Source organism: Haloarchaeobius caseinilyticus (assembly GCF_051207395.1).
Lineage (GTDB): Archaea > Halobacteriota > Halobacteria > Halobacteriales > Natrialbaceae > Haloarchaeobius.
In genome coordinates this window covers 509,259-524,215 of the sequence record NZ_JBPJZC010000003.1, presented here as the reverse complement: position 1 = coordinate 524,215, position 14,957 = coordinate 509,259, and the positions used below count along the sequence as shown (strand labels likewise).

Below are 14,957 nucleotides of genomic sequence, written 5' to 3'. Positions count from 1 at the left end.
ATTCGTCGCCAAAGTGTGTGTGGTGCTATTGCACAGCAACGTTACAAGCCTGCGCCCGTAAGAGGGCGATAGGATACGACGTGGGTCGGCCGACTGGAGGGTAGCGCGCACCCCTCGTGACAACGAGGAACAAAAAGCATATGCGCCTGAGTCGCGCACGGCGTGACAAGCGGCCCTCCACCCGGATAGCGACCGAGTCGGTCGGTCCGCCCTTTCACCATGACGGACGCCAACACACCAGATGCTGCCCAGCAGACGAGTCGTCCTCAAACTACGCTCGACGCGTTACCCGTCGACGACGCCGCCCAGACGAGTCGTGACGTCATCGAGAACGTCGAGAACGTCATCGTCGGGCATCACGAAGAGATAGAACACGTCGTCACGACGATACTGGCACGCGGGCACGTTCTCCTCGAAGACGTCCCCGGTGTCGGGAAGACCATGCTGGCACGCTCGATTGCGGCCTCTATCGACTGTTCGTTCAAACGCGTGCAGTTCACGCCCGACCTCCTCCCCTCCGACATCACGGGTGTGAACGTCTTCAACCAGAAGACGCGCGAGTTCGACTTCCAGCAGGGACCGGTGTTCGCGAACATGGTCCTCGGCGACGAGATCAACCGTGCCCCACCGAAGACGCAGTCCGCCCTGCTCGAAGCGATGGAAGAAGAGCAGGTCACTATCGATGGCACGACCCGCAAACTCCCCCAGCCCTTCACGGTCATCGCGACGCAGAACTCGGTCGAGCCGAACCGGACCTACGAACTCCCGCTCGCCGAGGTCGACCGCTTCATGAAGAAACTCCACCTCGGCTACCCGGACCAACGAGAGGAGTCCGAGATGCTCGCCCGCATCGTCGGTGAACATCCCATCGACTCGCTCGAACCCGTCACCGACATCGAGACCATCCGCCGAGCGCGCAAGACGGTCGCCGAGATATCGGTGAAGGAAGCGGTCCGTGACTACGGAACGCGCCTCTCGGCCTACACCCGCGAAAACGCCAAACTCGGCGTCTCCCCGCGTGGGACCATCGCCCTCTTCCGCGCGGCACAGGCTCGTGCCGTCCTCGAAGGTCGTGGGTACGTCATCCCAGAAGACCTGCAAATCGAAGCCCCTCGCGTCATGAGCCACCGCATCCGGCTCGCAGCGAGTGGTCCCCGAGACCAGGGCGTCCAGGTCGTCGAGGACGCACTCGAAACCGTCCCAGTCGAATGATACTCACGAAGCGCGGTATCGGGGCCACTCTCGTCGTGGTGGCTGGCATCGCCATGGCCGTCCAGTTCGGGTCACGCCAACTCGGTGCTATCGTCATCCCGGTGCTGGTGGCGCTACTCGGTGCCGGTATCCAGCTCGTCATCACGGGACGGCCCGAGGTGACGCGACGACTCCCAGACGAGGGATTCATCGGCGAGAAGCGAACCGTCGGCCTCCAGTTCGACCTCTCGTCGCCCGTCGGTGCTCGCGTCCACGACGAGGTCCCTGCAGGGCTCCGTGGCATCGGAACCACCATCGACGGCACCATAGGGTCGAACGAACTGACGTACGAGATAGAGTACCTCCACCGTGGCGAGCACGCACTCGGTCCCCTCACCGTCACGGTGAGAGACGTGCTCGGCCTCGCCGAACGAACCTTCACATACAGCATGCGCGACACCGTCCTCGTCTACCCGCAGGTGTACACCCTCACCGGGTCGACCAGACACGACTTGAACCTCCTCCCGGAGGGTTCGCCCGAACACAACCGTGAGGAGTTCGACGCCCTCCGCGAGTACGCACGCGGTGACTCCCTCCGTGACGTTCACTGGAAGTCCAGCGCGAAACGACCGGAAGACGACCTCGTCGTCAAGGAGTTCATCGCCGAGAACGACCTCGGTGACGTCCGAATCGCGGCCGAGGCGGCCGACGACTGGGACGACGAGATGGCCGAAGCCGCGGCGAGCATCGCCCTCTATCTGCTCGATGCGGGCATCGCAATCGGCCTGACGACGCCAGCGGGCGAGATAGACATCGACGTCGGCGCAGACCACCGCGAAGGTGTCCTCCGGACGCTCGCTACTGTCGGCCCAGGACAGGTGCCAGATTCGTACCGCGACGAGGCCGACATCGTCATCGTCGCCAGCGAGCAGTCCGGCATCACCGTCCGGTTGACCGACAGTGAGGTCCCGTTCGATACGTTCGTCGGCGACGAGGCCTCACCCGTCGAGACGCCGGAACAGGCGGGGGTCACTGCATGAGTACCGAGACCTCTCGACCGCAACGCGCGGCGACGGCACAGGAGTCCGAAGTCGAGGAGGTGAACTGGTTCCGCCTGCTCGCACTGAGCGGACTGGCCGTCCTCACCGCGACGTGGGTGACGGTCCTGTTCAAACTGACGCAGGTCGTCGGCGGCTCGACGACGCTGTTGCTCATCGTCGTCGGCTGTATCGCCCTCGCGGCGGTCCTCTCTCGACTCGTCGACGAGGCGGTCGCGGCACTACTGACCGCGCTGTTACTCGTCGGTAGTTACGGTTTCTACATCCTGTCGACGCCGAACGGACTACAAATCTTGTTACAGGCGTGGGACAAGATAATCGCCGACACCATCGCACTGCTCACCGGACTGACCGTCCTCCGACTCAAGGAAGCACACCTCTGGATTCTGGGCTTCGCACCCGCACCAGCGTTCTTCTCGTGGTACCTCGCGTTCCGTCGACGATACGTGCTGGGTGCAGTGACCGGCGGGCTGGCCTTCCTCGTCCTCATCCTGACGGGTGACGCGGCGACGTACCTCGGCAACGAGGGCTGGCTGCTCCGCGGGATGCTGTTCGGCGGCACGCTCGGCGGCATCGCCATGGTCGGGTTCGGCGAACTGGAGAAACACGACGGCTCGCTCCTGCAAGCAGACGTCCTCGTCGTGCTGTTCACGCTGATGCTCATCGCCTCTGCCATCCAACTTCCGTTCACTGGGCAAGCATTACGTCTGGTCGACGGCAGCCCGAACACGGTCGAGGGGAGCCTGACCGACGCTCCCGGTGAGACCACGATCCAGGGGCGTATCGAACTCTCGCCCGAGGTTCGCTACACCGTCAAGATGGACGAACCACAGTACATGCGGGCAGGCATCTACGACAGATTCACCGGCGGGAAGTGGATACGGACTGGCAGTACACAGCCCTATCCGAACGGGCTCGACGAGCCGCCCGGAAACACGACGCGAATCAGCCAACTCGTCACGGTGAAGACAGACCTCGGTATCATGCCCGCGGCGAACCAGCCAGTCCGCGTCGACGGACAGGTCCAGCAGTTCACGCGAGTGACGGAACACGGCGGCATCACGTCGACCGTTCGCTTCCAGACGAACGACTCCTATCGAGTCATCAGCGAAATCCCGGTCGACGACCCGGAAGTGCTGAACGACGCCGGTACCGACTACCCTGACCAGATTTCGCAGGTGTATCTGGCCGGGAACAAACAGCCGGACTTCACCGACGAGTTCGAGTCAGAGACACAGGCTATCGTCGACGAAGCTGGCGCAGAGACGCCCTACGAACGGGCGGTCGCCATCGAGGAGTGGCTAGAGACGAACAAAGAGTACTCCCTCGACGTCGAGCGTCCGTCGGGGAACATCGCGAACGAGTTCCTCCTGAACCGAGACGAGGGCTACTGCGTCTACTTCGCGACGACGATGACGATGATGCTTCGCGCACAGGACATTCCGGCCCGGTACGTCATCGGCTACGTCCCCGGCCAGAAAGTCGACGAGAACGAGTGGGTCATGCGTGGCCTCAACTCCCACGCGTGGGTCGAAGTGTACTTCCCCGACACCGGCTGGGTCAAGTTCGACCCGACGCCGTCTGGCCCCCGTGAAGACGCCGAAATCGACCGCATCGAAGGTGCGCGAGAAGACGGTGACGCGAACGTCGACACCGGTGACAGCGAGGACATCCCGCTGACGACCACGACCGAGATTCCGACCGACCGGACCTCGTCGAACTTCACCGCCGGAAACCAGACGTTCCGCAACCCGAACCTCGGCAGCCAGTTCCAGACGGCGGACGGGAACTTCACGCCGGTTCCGAGCGCCAGTACCGGCGAGACGACACCCGGTAGCGGTAGCGACGGGTTCGACTTCGGGCCGGAAGAACAGCGGCTGTTCGCGTTCGGCCTCGTGGCGATGGTCGGCCTCGTCGCGTCGGCCCACCGTGCCGGCGTCACCGGCGCAGTCCAGCGCGAGGCGAAGATGCGCTGGCAGGGGACGCGACGCGAACCCGACACGGACGTGGTTCGGGCGGTCGAGCGACTGGAACTCCTGCTCGAACGGAAGTATCGCCTTCGCCGGCCACGGGAGTCACCGCGGACCTACATCGAACGCCTCGGTGTGTCGGGGCTCGACTCGCGGGCTGGCCGAGTCGGTGAACTCTACGAGAAAGCGGTGTACGGCCCCGGCGTCAGCCGCGAAGAGGCCGACGAAGCCGTCGAGTTGGTCGACCGAATCGTGCGATCCCACACGCCGTTACTCCGGCGCTTCTCGCAGTAACGGGCCGGCCGGTGTCACATCGGCTGACCACTCTCTTCGGGGCTTCTGGAAACACAGTGTCACCGAGGCCGGTGAGGCCGTGCTTGTCGACACTGTTTTGTACTTTGTATTCATATTTCCGGGCGTAAAATGTCCGAGGTATGCTCGACGTGTGGATTGCCCGAGGAACTCTGCGTCTGCGAAGACGTCGCCAAGGGTGACACTGAACTCACAATCCGCATTGACGAGCGCAGATACGGGAAAGAAGTAACGGTAATCGAAGGGTTCGGGACGAAAGACGTCGACCTCGACAGTCTGTCGTCTGATCTCAAATCGAAGTTCGCCTGTGGTGGCACGGTCGAAGACGACCACATCGAACTCCAAGGAAATCACTCCGGTCGCATCGAGGACTTCCTCCGCGACCGCGGCTTCAACGTCGCCTGAACTCTCTCGGCCTCGTGTCTTTCGTGACGCTACAGTCCCCGTAGCGACGGCTTCGCCGTCGACAGCATCAGAACGGCGCGGCTGGGCCTTCGTCGCTTTCTGCTTCGTCGTCGGTTCCAGCGACGAGCGAGCCGTCCCACGCGGTCAGTCCGCCAGCCATGCTCTCGACCCTGCCGTCGAACCCCTGGTACGACGCGATGAGGTTCGCAGCCTGCACGCTGGACTTCCCATGCGGGCAGACGGTCACGACGTGTTCGCAGTCGTCGAATCGTTCGACTGCACTCGTCAGCCGGGGGAACGGGAGGTTGGTCGACCCCGGAATGTGGCCCCGGTCGTAACTCTGCGGGTTGCGAATGTCGACGACGCAGACGTCTGCGCCCTCGTCGAGGAGCGCTTCGACGTCGTCCGGACTGATTTCGCCATCCATCGGTGTTCCGGGGTTGGCCGTGGCTGCGGATAAGCGTGCTGGAGCAGGCAGCGCCGTGTCCAGCCGCACGCGAGGGTTTATCCCCGAGGCAGCGGCCAGCGTCGGCGATGTACTAACGAACTGCCTCCGTCGCACTGGGCGGGTGTACGGTCGCCCGACGGAGTGAGTAGCACGACCGTCTGTTCGCCACGAGACCGCGGGAGAAATGCTGCAGAGAGTGACGACGTTGACACGCCGCCTACAACAGGCCGTCTTCTTTCGCCAGTAGCAGCCCTTCGATGGTCGCGTCGTTCGTCGGCTGTTCGCGGGCCTTGGCGATCGCGTCCTCGATTGGGACCGGCTTCACGGTCAGGAACTCGTTACTGTCGAGGTCTCGCTCGCAGGGCGTCAGCCCCTCCGCGAAGACGATTCCGCGGCGGTGCCGGAGCACACCGGTCGAGCACCAGTACTCCTGCAAGAGCGAGACCCCCGCCGGTTCGAAGCCGGTCTCCTCGCGGAGTTCGCGCTCGCCCGCCATCGTGAAGGATTCGCCGTCTTCGACGATGCCGGCAGGGAGTTCGAGATGCGTCTCACGGATCGTCGGTCGGTACTGTTCGACGAACAGTATCTCGTCGCCGGTCGTCGCCACGACGACGACGGCGGCCGGCAACTCGGCCCAATAGTAGTCTTTCTCGCTCCCGTCGGGTTGTTCCACGCGGTCGTAGCCGCCTGTGTACCAGCCGGTTTCGTACTCGGTGACCGACTCGATGACCGGCCACTCGCCGTCTTCAGGCATCGTCTCCACGTGTGATTGCCAGGCGGTAAGTCGTACCGTTTCGTCGGACGTACACCGTGTCCTCCTCGACCGCCTCGGGACTGTGTGCTTCGAGTTCACCAAATTCGTCGAACGGCGAGTGCGCGAACGACTCCTTCAGACCGAACGGGCCCTCGTAGTAGCTGCCGGAGCGGCCGTCGGAGAGCGCAGCCGTCGTGTAGGGATGTCGCCGGTCAGAGAGGGCAGAGCCGTTCACGGTCGGATGGTCCGTTTCGACGGCGGTCGCGGTGACGTGGTACGGCTCACCGCTCTGGAGCATGGCGGGGAGCGCGCCGAGCGCTAGCACGGCCACGACGAGACCGACCAGAATCAGCGGATAGCGCTGTCGCATGGCGATTCCTTCGGACGGTGTGTAAAAGGGGGTTTCGTCGCCAGTGTGACTCAGAGTCGGTCGCGGTAGAGGCGACCGAGTGCCTGTCTGCGCAGCGTCCCCACGGCGGCGTCTTCTTCCTGCTGGAACGTCGCGGCGACGGCCTCGCCAGCGAACGGTGCCGCGTGCCAGACGACGTTGTCGACGTTCTCGTTCCCGGCTTCGAACACCTCGCCGTCGAAGTCGTCTCGCCACGCTTCGTACTCCTCGCGCGTCCCGACGTGGACGGCGAGTTCGGCGGCGAACAGTACGTCGCGGGCAGTGGCGACGACGTCACTGTCGACGCGCTCTGCGTACTCCTCGCGGTCGAATCCCATCGTCTTCGCGACCTCCTTGACGACGAGTTGTGCGGTCGGGCCGACCGACTCGTAGGCGTCGCGGGCTTCGTCTTCCGTCTCGGGCGTCAGACTGCCGACGGTGTGCATGGTCAGGAGTCGTGTCGCCTCGGGTTACTCGGTTTCGGTGTCGGTCTCGTCGTCGGCAGTCGACTCCTCGGCTGCGTCGTCGCCCGCATCGTACATCTGGCGCGTGAGTTCGCGTGCTTCGTCGAGGACGTCCGACTGCGAGGCGGTCAGGTCGCCGCGACCGGCCGCGCCAGCGCCACCGACCTGGTCGGCCACCGCGTCCTCGAACGAGCCGTGGTCGTGCTCGTGCTCGTGGTCGTGTGTCGTGTCGTCGAACACGCCCTCGAACTCGGCTTCGTCGACGTGTTCCGAGACGACCGGCGCGAGCGATTCGGGGTTCGACTGCTCCCAGTCGGGGGCGTGGTCGTCGAGCCACTGCTCGTGGTCGTCGGAATGGAGCATCGCGGTGAACGCGAGGTGGTTCGCCAGGTGTTCGGCGTCGGCGTGGGGAACCTCGCACACTGGACAGGCGTATCCCATATGCGAGGACAGGGGAGCGACGCCTAAAACGGAAACGGTGCCGGTCGCGCTACAGGTTTCTGACCATCACGAGCGCGTCCTCGTGGTCGTCGTAGTAGCGAGGCACTCGCCGAAGCACTTCGAAGCCGAAGTCCTCGTACAGCGACTTCGCGGTCTCGTTGCTCTCTCTGACTTCGAGTTTCACCGACGTGGCGTTCTGCGTCGAGAGCGTCGCGATGGCCCGCGCGAGAAGTCGGCGGCCGATGCCGCGGCCGCGACGGTCCGGGTGGACGGCGATGTCCTTGACGTGCCCGAGGTTGTTGCCGTGGTTGGGAACGCAGTCGGCGACGACGTAGCCCGTCACTTTCTGTCCCTCCGTCGAGACGAGAAAGCCGGGTTCGCTCAGGAATCGCTCGAACGCTTCGTACGGCCACGGCTGCGGGAAGGAGGACTTCTCTATGCGATAGATCGCCAGCAGGTCGGCCCGTTCGGCTGGCCGGATGTGTTCGTGGTCCGTCGGGTCGGGGACCGAGGTCGTCACACTGTGGACGTTCGGTCGCCGTACGTATCAATGACCCGGGTAGCCACATCGAACGTCCAGTAGAGGACGCAAACGGCCAACACGAGGACGGTCACCTCGGTCGGTGTGGTGAGCAGTCCGAGGGAGACGATGAGCGTCGTCGCACAGGCCGGCGGGTGGACAGTCCGCGTCGCGTTCATCCCTGCGGTCGTCCCAGCGACCGCGAGCGACCCGGCGAGTGCGAGTCGCGCGGTGGCTGGAGAACCGGGTGCGACGGCCGCCGTCGCGACCAACCCACCTGCCAACAGGTGGTGCGCGAGGAAGCCGGCCGCGGCACCGACCGCGTGGCCCCCGACGACGCGACGCGGTCCGGGGTCGGCGTCGCTCGCGAGGACGAACGCCGTCGGCCCGAGGCTCGGGAAGACGAACGGCAGACCGGTCACCCACGCGAGCAGGCCACAGACGGCGAAGAGGCCGCCAGCGACGAGGCTGTCGAGTCGGGACATCTGGACCGGAGTCGTCGCTCGTGGGTGTTGAACGCGTCGAAAGAACGTAGAAATTCGAGGTGTGGGTTGCCGCGCTCAGTCGTCGGCAGGGGCAGCGCCGCCGGTGGCGTGCTCCTTCGTCCACGCGAGCTTGCCGCCGAGGGCGAGCATGTCGCGCTCACGCTCGGAGGCGTCGAGCGTCGCGGTGAACTCCCAGTCGTCGTTGACCTTCACGGTGAACTCTTCCTGGCCGGATTCGACGCCTTCGCGGACGTCGTCGACGACTTCGAGGTCGTCGCCCTGGTCCAGCTTCGCGTACGTGTCCTCGTCGATGAGGTACGGCACGATACCGAAGTTGAACAGGTTGGCGCGGTGGATGCGTGCGAACGACTGCGCGAAGACGCCCTCGATGCCGAGGTACATCGGACACATCGCGGCGTGCTCACGCGAGGAGCCCTGCCCGTAGTTCTCGCCAGCGACGAGGAAGCCGCCGTCGGCGTCGAGTGCGCGCTCTGCGAACGTGTCGTCGACACGCGAGAGCGTGAACTCGGAGAGCTTCGGGACGTTCGACCGGTACATCAGGATGTCCTGCGTCGCCGGGATGATGTGGTCGGTCGTGATGTTGTCGTCCATCTTCAGGAGCGCCTCACCGTCGAGCTTCGCGTCGAGTTCGTCCTTCAGCGGGACGTCGCCGATGTTCGGGCCTTTGACGAGTTCGTCGTCGACGGCCTCCTCGGGCGTGATGAGGTCCGTCTTCGAACCGTTGTACTTCTCGGGAAGTTCGAAGCCGGGGTCCTCGAGGTCGCCGAGTTCGTCGGCGAGGTCGCGCGGGTCGATGATTTCGCCCTTGATTGCGGCTGCCGCGGCGACTTCGGGGCTGCAGAGGTAGACGGAGTCGTCCTCGATACCGGAGCGACCCTCGAAGTTGCGGTTGAAGGTACGCAGCGAGACGGAGTCCGAAGCCGGCACGTGACCGATGCCGATACAGGCACCACACGTCGCCTCGGAGAAGTTGACGCCAGCGGCCATCATCTCCGCGACCCAGCCCTCACGGGCGAGTATCTCGGAGGCCTGCTTGCTGCCGGGCGCGACGATCATCTCGGTCTTCTTGTTGACCTCGCGGCCTTCGACCATCTTCGCGGCGGGGAGGATGTCCTCGTAGCCACCGTTCGTACAGGAGCCGACCATGACCTGCTCGACCTGCTCGCCCGCGACCTCGCGGACGGGCACGACGTTGTCCGGCATGGACGGGCACGCGATGAGCGGCTCGATGTCGGAGAGGTCGACGACGATGGTGTCTGCGTACTCGGCGTCATCGTCGGGCGTGACCTCTACGTAGTCGTCTTCGCGGTCCTGCTTCGCGAGGTACTCCTTCGTCTTCTCGTCGGTCGGGAAGATAGAGGAGGTCGCGCCGAGTTCCGTACCCATGTTCGTGATGGTGGTACGCTCCGGCACGGAGAGGGTCTCGACACCGGGGCCGGTGTATTCGAGAACCTTGCCGACACCGCCCTTCACGGAGAGGCGGCGAAGCATCTCGAGGATGACGTCCTTCGCGGAGGACCACTCGGGCAGTTCGCCTTCGAGGCGAACGTTGTGGACTTCCGGCATCTCGATGTAGTACGGCGCGCCACCCATGGCGACGGTGACGTCGATGCCACCCGCACCGATGGCGAGTTCACCGAGGCCACCGGGCGTCGGCGTGTGGGAGTCCGACCCGAGCATCGTCTTGCCGGGTGCGGCGAAGTTCTCCTTGTGGACGTTGTGACAGATGCCGTTGCCGGGGCGAGAGAAATACGCGCCATACGTGCCCGCGGCGGAACGGAGGAAGCGGTGGTCGTCCGTGTTCTTAAAGTCGAACTGGTAGGTCTGGTGGTCACAGTACTGGGCGGCGATTTCGGTCTGGACCTCGTCCAGCCCCATCGCCTCGAACTGCAGCCACACCATCGTACCCGTCGTGTCCTGGGTAAGGACCTGGTCGATCTCGATCCCGATCTCCTCGCCTGTCTCGAGTTCACCTTCGACGAGGTGATCTTCGAGAATCTTCTCGGTAAGAGTCTGTCCCATAGCGTCCGAAAATCCACCACCCGCGACCATAAATCCAGCGTGTCGTGGATGGACGACCGTGCAGAATTCGCGGTCTGTGCTGTCGATTCGCGCAATCCTTGCCGGGTCGCCGTTCGAACTCGTCTCGGGTAGCGATTTGTTACAGGGAAGTTCGGCTTGCACGACGAGTAGTGAGACAGCCGGGTGGCGCGCGCAGTCGGCTGGGGAGGGTGTGGTGCGGTGCTGTGGCTGTGTGGAGGCGGTCATGTTCCATCGGCGCGAGTGAACTGCCCTGCCGAACGAGACACAGCACCGACGAGAACTGACCGAGAAATCCCGACAATGACAGCCGAACGAACACCACCGAGTCGAATCGACGATACGCACACCGGCCTGAACTCGCAAGCTACTTTCTACCCCACAGAAACAGACACCACATGTACCGAGCAGGCGCGTTCGTCGCAGAACACGTGACACCGACGACCGACGAGCAGGTCCAGCCGAACGGCGTCGACCTCACCCTCGACACCGTCTTCGAACAGCGTGAACCCGGCCGCATCGGCCGCGACGGGAAAGAGGTCGGCGACCGGAGCGAAGTCGATTCTGAGCAGTACGAGGACGACTCGCCGCCGACGTACTACCTCGAACAGGGGGGCTACGTCGTTCGCTACGCAGAGCGAATCCACATCCCCGAGGGTCACGTCGGCTTCCTCTACCCGCGCTCGTCGCTGCTCCGAAACTCCTGCATGCTCAACACCGCCGTCTGGGACGCGGGCTACGACGGTCGCGGCGAGGGTCTGCTACAGGTCCACCACGACATCGAACTCGAAGAAGGTGCACGAATCGCGCAACTCGTCCTCGCGGAAGCCGACCACGTCGACGAGTACGACGGGAGCTACCAGAACGAGAATCTGTAGAAAAGGTCGACCCGACTGCTTACGCAGAACTGTTCGTCGTCATTCCGGCGCAGGGACCGGGGTTGTTTTCGTTCCCGACTGCCGCCCCGGGCAGCGTAATCTCGTGCTTCGTCCCGTAGTCCGAGAACGACATCTCGACGCTCATCGTCGCTTCGCGGCCGTTGACGATGTACTGCGCGTCCATGTCCGACTTGAGGAGTCGCTTCGAGTCCGTGTCGACGTACTGCGTGTAGGTGACGTTCTGGAACTCGACGTTCTCGACGTCGCCCACGAGTTGGTCGATAGCGCTCTTGTCCGGGGTGACCTCGACGACGTAGACGTCTTCGCCGTTCAGCGTCCCGTTGTAGACGCTCGCTGAAGAGTCGTTGAGCAGATCCTGCTGGGCGCTCATGTTCGCGCCACCGACCCACGGACTCCGGTCGACCGGTTGTTGCTCCCACGAGTCGTTGACGTGGGCACACTGCTGGTCGTCGAAGATGAACACTCGCGTGACCTTCGTCGTCTTCGTGGAGTTCGTCTTGACCGAGGTCTGCATCGGGTTGGCCGACATCTTCTGTGCCGAGACGTTGACCGTCCCGACGGCTTCGGTCGTCATGCTGTTGTCGCCGAAGGCGACCGTCGTGACCATCGAGTAGTTGTAGGCGTTCACGGCCTCCATCTGGGCTACTGCATCGGCTTTTATCTGCTCGCTATCGGGGACCTCCTCTTCGCCGTCGTTGCCGAGGAAGAATCCACAGCCGGCGAGTGAGACGAGGAGCGCGAGGGCGAGCGCGGTGAGTGCGTGTTTCCTGCGATTCATTAGATATCGGTCGCTTGCCACTCGATAGTGGCCAGATGGCTACAACCTTTTTGGTCCGCTGTCGTCGCAGGCTTGAGTTTTTCCTGTCCGTGACGGAACGTGGTTTCGGCGTGGTGTGTCGTGATCGTTGGTCCGTACTGTTGGGTTTATAACTGCTGTTAGTGTCGAGTAACAGTTTCTGATTTCTTACGCTGTCGTCGCGATTGCCGGTGTCGAGAAGCAGTTTACGAATCACGACGGTAGAAGACCGCAGCCACACCCTCCCCATCCGATTGCGCGCTTCCCTTCGTTTCGCTCACGCTCCACTCCGGTCCAGTGCTCATCCCTCGTGAGAGCACGCTCTCACTGGCCTGCAGAATCGCGCCGCGATTCTGAGACAGCGCGCGCCAGAGTGTTCGTCCCGACGAGCAGCGTCACAGCTCGAAGTACCGGTCTGCGTGGCGAGCACAGCCGGGGTTGAAGTCGCCGCCGCAGTCGGAACACGTCGAGTCGCAGTCGAGATACTCGGACACGGTCAGCAGGTGCCCACACCGACCACAGAGAACGCTCACTGTGCCGCATTCGTCTCGCGGAACCACACTCGCCTCGTGGTCGGCGACGGCTGCGTGACACTGGAAACAGGGGAAAAAGCGGTCACAGCAGTCGAACCGGAGCGCGACGACGTCCAGTTCGGTGTCGTAGTGGGCACAGCGAGTCTCCGGGTCGACTTCGACGCCGAAGACGGGCACACCGTGTATTTCTCGCACGTCTCACTCTCGGCGCGCCAGCGTGAGGAGTCTTACTCCTCGTCGTCGCCGGCGTCGTCGATTCCATATTCGCCCGGCAGCACACCGAGCAGTCGGTCACGAACCGCGAACGCCGTGCTGCCGGCTCCGACGACACCGAGCGCGCCGAGGCCGCCCGAGGTGACCCCCAGCACCGTGTTCTCCTCGGTCGTCCCCGGGAGTTCGGTCCACGACTCCCCGTCACGGCTGTACTCGATCGGGCCGAAGTCGTAGCTCGCGGTCGAGTCCAGCCCACTGGGTGCTTCGACGAAGTAGCTCAGGTCGCCGCCGTCGGTCGGTGCGTCGAACGTCACGGTCGTCCGGCCGTTCGTCGTCTCGGTCGTGACGGGGTCGCCACCGACGACGGTCCACTCGGCCGGAATCTCGTCGCGGACGGACACCTCGATGTCCGTGGCGACCGTGAGGTCGATGCGATTCGTCTGCCCGGCAGTAAACGTCGAGCCGTCGTCTGCGCGCTCGGCCACGACGCTCGTGCCGCCGTCGGCGTCGAACGGTATGCACTCGTGCCGGAGCGCATACACGCCGGAGTTCACGTCGGCGGCGAAGGTGACGCCGTCGCGCTCTCTCGCACCCCACGTGAACGGGGCCGCTTCGTTCAGACCTTGCATCTTCGACGACTCGGGGACATCCTCGTGTGGGAGGTAGAAGCCCTGCTCACGCAGGAGCCAGTCTGCAGTGTCGATTTCGAGGTACCGGACCCCACCGTGGTAGTGCGCGAGGTGGACCCAGCCGTCTTCACTCACGTCGAAGTTGTGCGGGCTGAGCGTGAAGTTCTGGAACGAGGTCTCGGCGAGGAGTTCCCACGAATCCATCGCGGCGAGATTCGGGGAGCCGTCGTACCCCTCGTCGAGCCCGTCGGCGTCGACCAGATACAACTTGCCCGAGGAACCGCCGTCGACGCTCGGCGTCTCCTGGCCGGCGACGACAACGCGCTTGCCCCCGAGCAGTTTCGGGGCCGGTTCCGAGTAGTGACACCGACCCATCTCGAACCGGCCGATCTCCTCGATGTTCGCCGGGTCCGAGAGGTCGAGGACGCACAGACCAACGTCCCAGTACGACAGGTAGCCCGTCGGTTTCCCCGTGCGGGGGTCGTCCTGAATCGTGATGTCGTGGATGTACTGCGTTCCGCCGGTGCCGACGCCGCCGTCACCGTCGGTCGTCCAGCGGTTCACCAGCGCGAACTGCCCCGTGGTCCGGTCGAAGTGGAGGACGTACAGGCCCGCCGTCCCGTCAGCTTCGAGGTCCTTGCACGCGAACACGTAGTCCTCGCCGCCGATGCGGTGGTAGTACGCGTTGTGGCTCCCGGTCGTCCACCCGGTGTACGCGCCGACGACCTCCGGATTCCCCTTGTCCTGCACGTCTACTGCGACGACGCTGCCGGCGGTGGGGTCGGTCGACTCGCCCTCGTCGCCGGGTGTCGGGTCGGTCTCGTTGAACAGCGCTGTGTAGGGCTGTTTGGAGAGGAAGACGTACGCGCCGTCGTCGGAGACTTTCACGTCCATCACGGCCGCAGCGGGGTCGTCGTTGCGGACGAACGAGAGCACCGAGAGTTCGGCGTTCCGAAGTTCAGAGAACGACTCTGCGTCGGTGAAATCCGAGATGTCGAGAATCGCCATCCCGCGGTCGTTCGTCGGGTCGTCCGACGAGAAGAAGCCGACGTAGGCGAAGTCGCCGTGGACCGCGATTTCGGTGACTGCGCCGTAGTGTGGGTCGTCCGCACTCCCGGAATTACTCGACGTGCCGACCCCGCCGAGGCTGTGGTAGTCCAGTTTCTCGACGCTCTCGCTGGCGGTGTGCTGGCTCGGGTCGGTGTGGTCGTGGCCGTCGCCGGTCGTCGCGCCGTCGCTGCCGCTGGAGCCGATGCCGTCGTGGGCGCTGGCGACGCCAGTCGCCGCGAGGCCGAGGGTACTCGCGGCCGCTGTCTTGATGACGGTTCGTCTATCGAATTCGGTGTCGGTGTCGTCTGTCATGGGTTGGGGTATGGAAAACGGGGTGCTG

At 64.2% G+C, this 14,957-nt stretch carries 15 protein-coding genes and 1 pseudogene; 5 read left to right on the top strand and 11 right to left on the bottom strand.

The genetic code is table 11. The features are described 5' to 3' along the window. The first annotated feature begins 219 nt into the window (after nucleotides 1–219). From ACSC1P_RS15185 to ACSC1P_RS15170, 4 genes are all read left to right on the top strand, one after another. Nucleotides 220–1,212: an AAA family ATPase gene (locus tag ACSC1P_RS15185; RefSeq protein WP_435361038.1), complete on the top strand. Its 993-nt coding sequence runs from the start codon at nucleotides 220–222 to the stop codon at nucleotides 1,210–1,212. Continuing rightward, nucleotides 1,209–2,231 (top strand): DUF58 domain-containing protein, encoded by a 1,023-nt coding sequence (locus tag ACSC1P_RS15180; RefSeq protein WP_435361037.1) that lies wholly within the window; start codon nucleotides 1,209–1,211, stop codon nucleotides 2,229–2,231. The genes ACSC1P_RS15185 and ACSC1P_RS15180 overlap by 4 nt, the downstream gene beginning before the upstream one ends. Continuing rightward, nucleotides 2,228–4,513 carry a transglutaminase TgpA family protein gene (locus ACSC1P_RS15175; protein WP_435361036.1) on the top strand — a complete coding sequence of 762 codons (2,286 nt, stop codon included), beginning with the start codon at nucleotides 2,228–2,230 and terminating at the stop codon, nucleotides 4,511–4,513. The genes ACSC1P_RS15180 and ACSC1P_RS15175 overlap by 4 nt, the downstream gene beginning before the upstream one ends. Nucleotides 4,514–4,642: 129 nt before the next feature. After that, nucleotides 4,643–4,936 (top strand): translation initiation factor, encoded by a 294-nt coding sequence (locus ACSC1P_RS15170; protein WP_435361035.1) that lies wholly within the window; start codon nucleotides 4,643–4,645, stop codon nucleotides 4,934–4,936. 67 nt (nucleotides 4,937–5,003) lie between these two features. Here ACSC1P_RS15170 and ACSC1P_RS15165 read toward each other — a convergent pair whose 3' ends face one another. The 8 genes from ACSC1P_RS15165 to ACSC1P_RS15130 form a co-directional block, all read right to left on the bottom strand. Then, complete coding sequence (locus ACSC1P_RS15165) at nucleotides 5,004–5,363, bottom strand: rhodanese-like domain-containing protein (RefSeq protein WP_435361034.1); 360 nt, start codon at nucleotides 5,361–5,363, stop codon at nucleotides 5,004–5,006. Nucleotides 5,364–5,601: 238 nt separating this feature from the next. Beyond that, on the bottom strand, nucleotides 5,602–6,138 hold the full coding sequence (locus ACSC1P_RS15160; protein WP_435361033.1) for an NUDIX hydrolase: 537 nt from the start codon (nucleotides 6,136–6,138) through the stop codon (nucleotides 5,602–5,604). Next, entirely contained in the window at nucleotides 6,131–6,508 is a 378-nt protein-coding gene (locus ACSC1P_RS15155) for a hypothetical protein (protein ID WP_435361032.1), read from the bottom strand. Before ACSC1P_RS15155 ends, ACSC1P_RS15160 begins: the two co-directional genes overlap by 8 nt. A 50-nt stretch (nucleotides 6,509–6,558) precedes the next feature. Beyond that, entirely contained in the window at nucleotides 6,559–6,972 is a 414-nt protein-coding gene (locus tag ACSC1P_RS15150; RefSeq protein ID WP_435361031.1) for a DUF5809 family protein, read from the bottom strand. A 24-nt stretch (nucleotides 6,973–6,996) separates the two neighbouring features. After that, nucleotides 6,997–7,431, bottom strand: coding sequence for a DUF5810 domain-containing protein (locus ACSC1P_RS15145; RefSeq protein WP_435361030.1), 435 nt, complete (start codon nucleotides 7,429–7,431; stop codon nucleotides 6,997–6,999). Between the two features lie 49 nt (nucleotides 7,432–7,480). Further along, nucleotides 7,481–7,951, bottom strand: a complete 471-nt coding sequence (rimI, locus tag ACSC1P_RS15140; protein ID WP_435361029.1) for a ribosomal protein S18-alanine N-acetyltransferase — start codon at nucleotides 7,949–7,951, stop codon at nucleotides 7,481–7,483. Further along, a complete protein-coding gene (locus ACSC1P_RS15135) occupies nucleotides 7,948–8,436 on the bottom strand; it encodes an HPP family protein (RefSeq protein WP_435361028.1) in 489 nt (162 codons plus the stop codon). Before ACSC1P_RS15135 ends, rimI begins: the two co-directional genes overlap by 4 nt. A gap of 75 nt (nucleotides 8,437–8,511) precedes the next feature. Beyond that, nucleotides 8,512–10,479: an aconitate hydratase gene (locus tag ACSC1P_RS15130; RefSeq protein ID WP_435361027.1), complete on the bottom strand. Its 1,968-nt coding sequence runs from the start codon at nucleotides 10,477–10,479 to the stop codon at nucleotides 8,512–8,514. Between the two features lie 410 nt (nucleotides 10,480–10,889). On the opposite strand from ACSC1P_RS15130, the pseudogene ACSC1P_RS15125 reads away from it, so the two are divergent. Continuing rightward, a pseudogene (locus ACSC1P_RS15125) lies at nucleotides 10,890–11,375 on the top strand (deoxyuridine 5'-triphosphate nucleotidohydrolase); the annotation flags it as partial. Between the two features lie 19 nt (nucleotides 11,376–11,394). On the opposite strand, the gene ACSC1P_RS15120 reads toward ACSC1P_RS15125, so the two are convergent. The 3 genes from ACSC1P_RS15120 to ACSC1P_RS15110 form a co-directional block, all read right to left on the bottom strand. Further along, entirely contained in the window at nucleotides 11,395–12,174 is a 780-nt protein-coding gene (locus tag ACSC1P_RS15120; protein WP_435361026.1) for a LolA-like protein, read from the bottom strand. Between the two features lie 413 nt (nucleotides 12,175–12,587). Then, nucleotides 12,588–12,920 carry a CHY zinc finger protein gene (locus tag ACSC1P_RS15115; RefSeq protein WP_435361025.1) on the bottom strand — a complete coding sequence of 111 codons (333 nt, stop codon included), beginning with the start codon at nucleotides 12,918–12,920 and terminating at the stop codon, nucleotides 12,588–12,590. A 32-nt stretch (nucleotides 12,921–12,952) separates the two neighbouring features. Then, on the bottom strand, nucleotides 12,953–14,929 hold the full coding sequence (locus ACSC1P_RS15110) for an LVIVD repeat-containing protein (RefSeq protein ID WP_435361024.1): 1,977 nt from the start codon (nucleotides 14,927–14,929) through the stop codon (nucleotides 12,953–12,955). Nucleotides 14,930–14,957: the final 28 nt, after the last annotated feature.

Coding starts and splice junctions, on each gene's coding strand:
- ACSC1P_RS15185 (WP_435361038.1), top strand. CDS start 220: ATGACGGACGCCAACACACCAGATGCTGCCCAGCAGACGAGTCGTCCT.
- ACSC1P_RS15180 (WP_435361037.1), top strand. CDS start 1,209: ATGATACTCACGAAGCGCGGTATCGGGGCCACTCTCGTCGTGGTGGCT.
- ACSC1P_RS15175 (WP_435361036.1), top strand. CDS start 2,228: ATGAGTACCGAGACCTCTCGACCGCAACGCGCGGCGACGGCACAGGAG.
- ACSC1P_RS15170 (WP_435361035.1), top strand. CDS start 4,643: ATGTCCGAGGTATGCTCGACGTGTGGATTGCCCGAGGAACTCTGCGTC.
- ACSC1P_RS15165 (WP_435361034.1), bottom strand. CDS start 5,363: ATGGATGGCGAAATCAGTCCGGACGACGTCGAAGCGCTCCTCGACGAG.
- ACSC1P_RS15160 (WP_435361033.1), bottom strand. CDS start 6,138: ATGCCTGAAGACGGCGAGTGGCCGGTCATCGAGTCGGTCACCGAGTAC.
- ACSC1P_RS15155 (WP_435361032.1), bottom strand. CDS start 6,508: ATGCGACAGCGCTATCCGCTGATTCTGGTCGGTCTCGTCGTGGCCGTG.
- ACSC1P_RS15150 (WP_435361031.1), bottom strand. CDS start 6,972: ATGCACACCGTCGGCAGTCTGACGCCCGAGACGGAAGACGAAGCCCGC.
- ACSC1P_RS15145 (WP_435361030.1), bottom strand. CDS start 7,431: ATGGGATACGCCTGTCCAGTGTGCGAGGTTCCCCACGCCGACGCCGAA.
- ACSC1P_RS15135 (WP_435361028.1), bottom strand. CDS start 8,436: ATGTCCCGACTCGACAGCCTCGTCGCTGGCGGCCTCTTCGCCGTCTGT.
- ACSC1P_RS15130 (WP_435361027.1), bottom strand. CDS start 10,479: ATGGGACAGACTCTTACCGAGAAGATTCTCGAAGATCACCTCGTCGAA.
- ACSC1P_RS15120 (WP_435361026.1), bottom strand. CDS start 12,174: ATGAATCGCAGGAAACACGCACTCACCGCGCTCGCCCTCGCGCTCCTC.
- ACSC1P_RS15110 (WP_435361024.1), bottom strand. CDS start 14,929: ATGACAGACGACACCGACACCGAATTCGATAGACGAACCGTCATCAAG.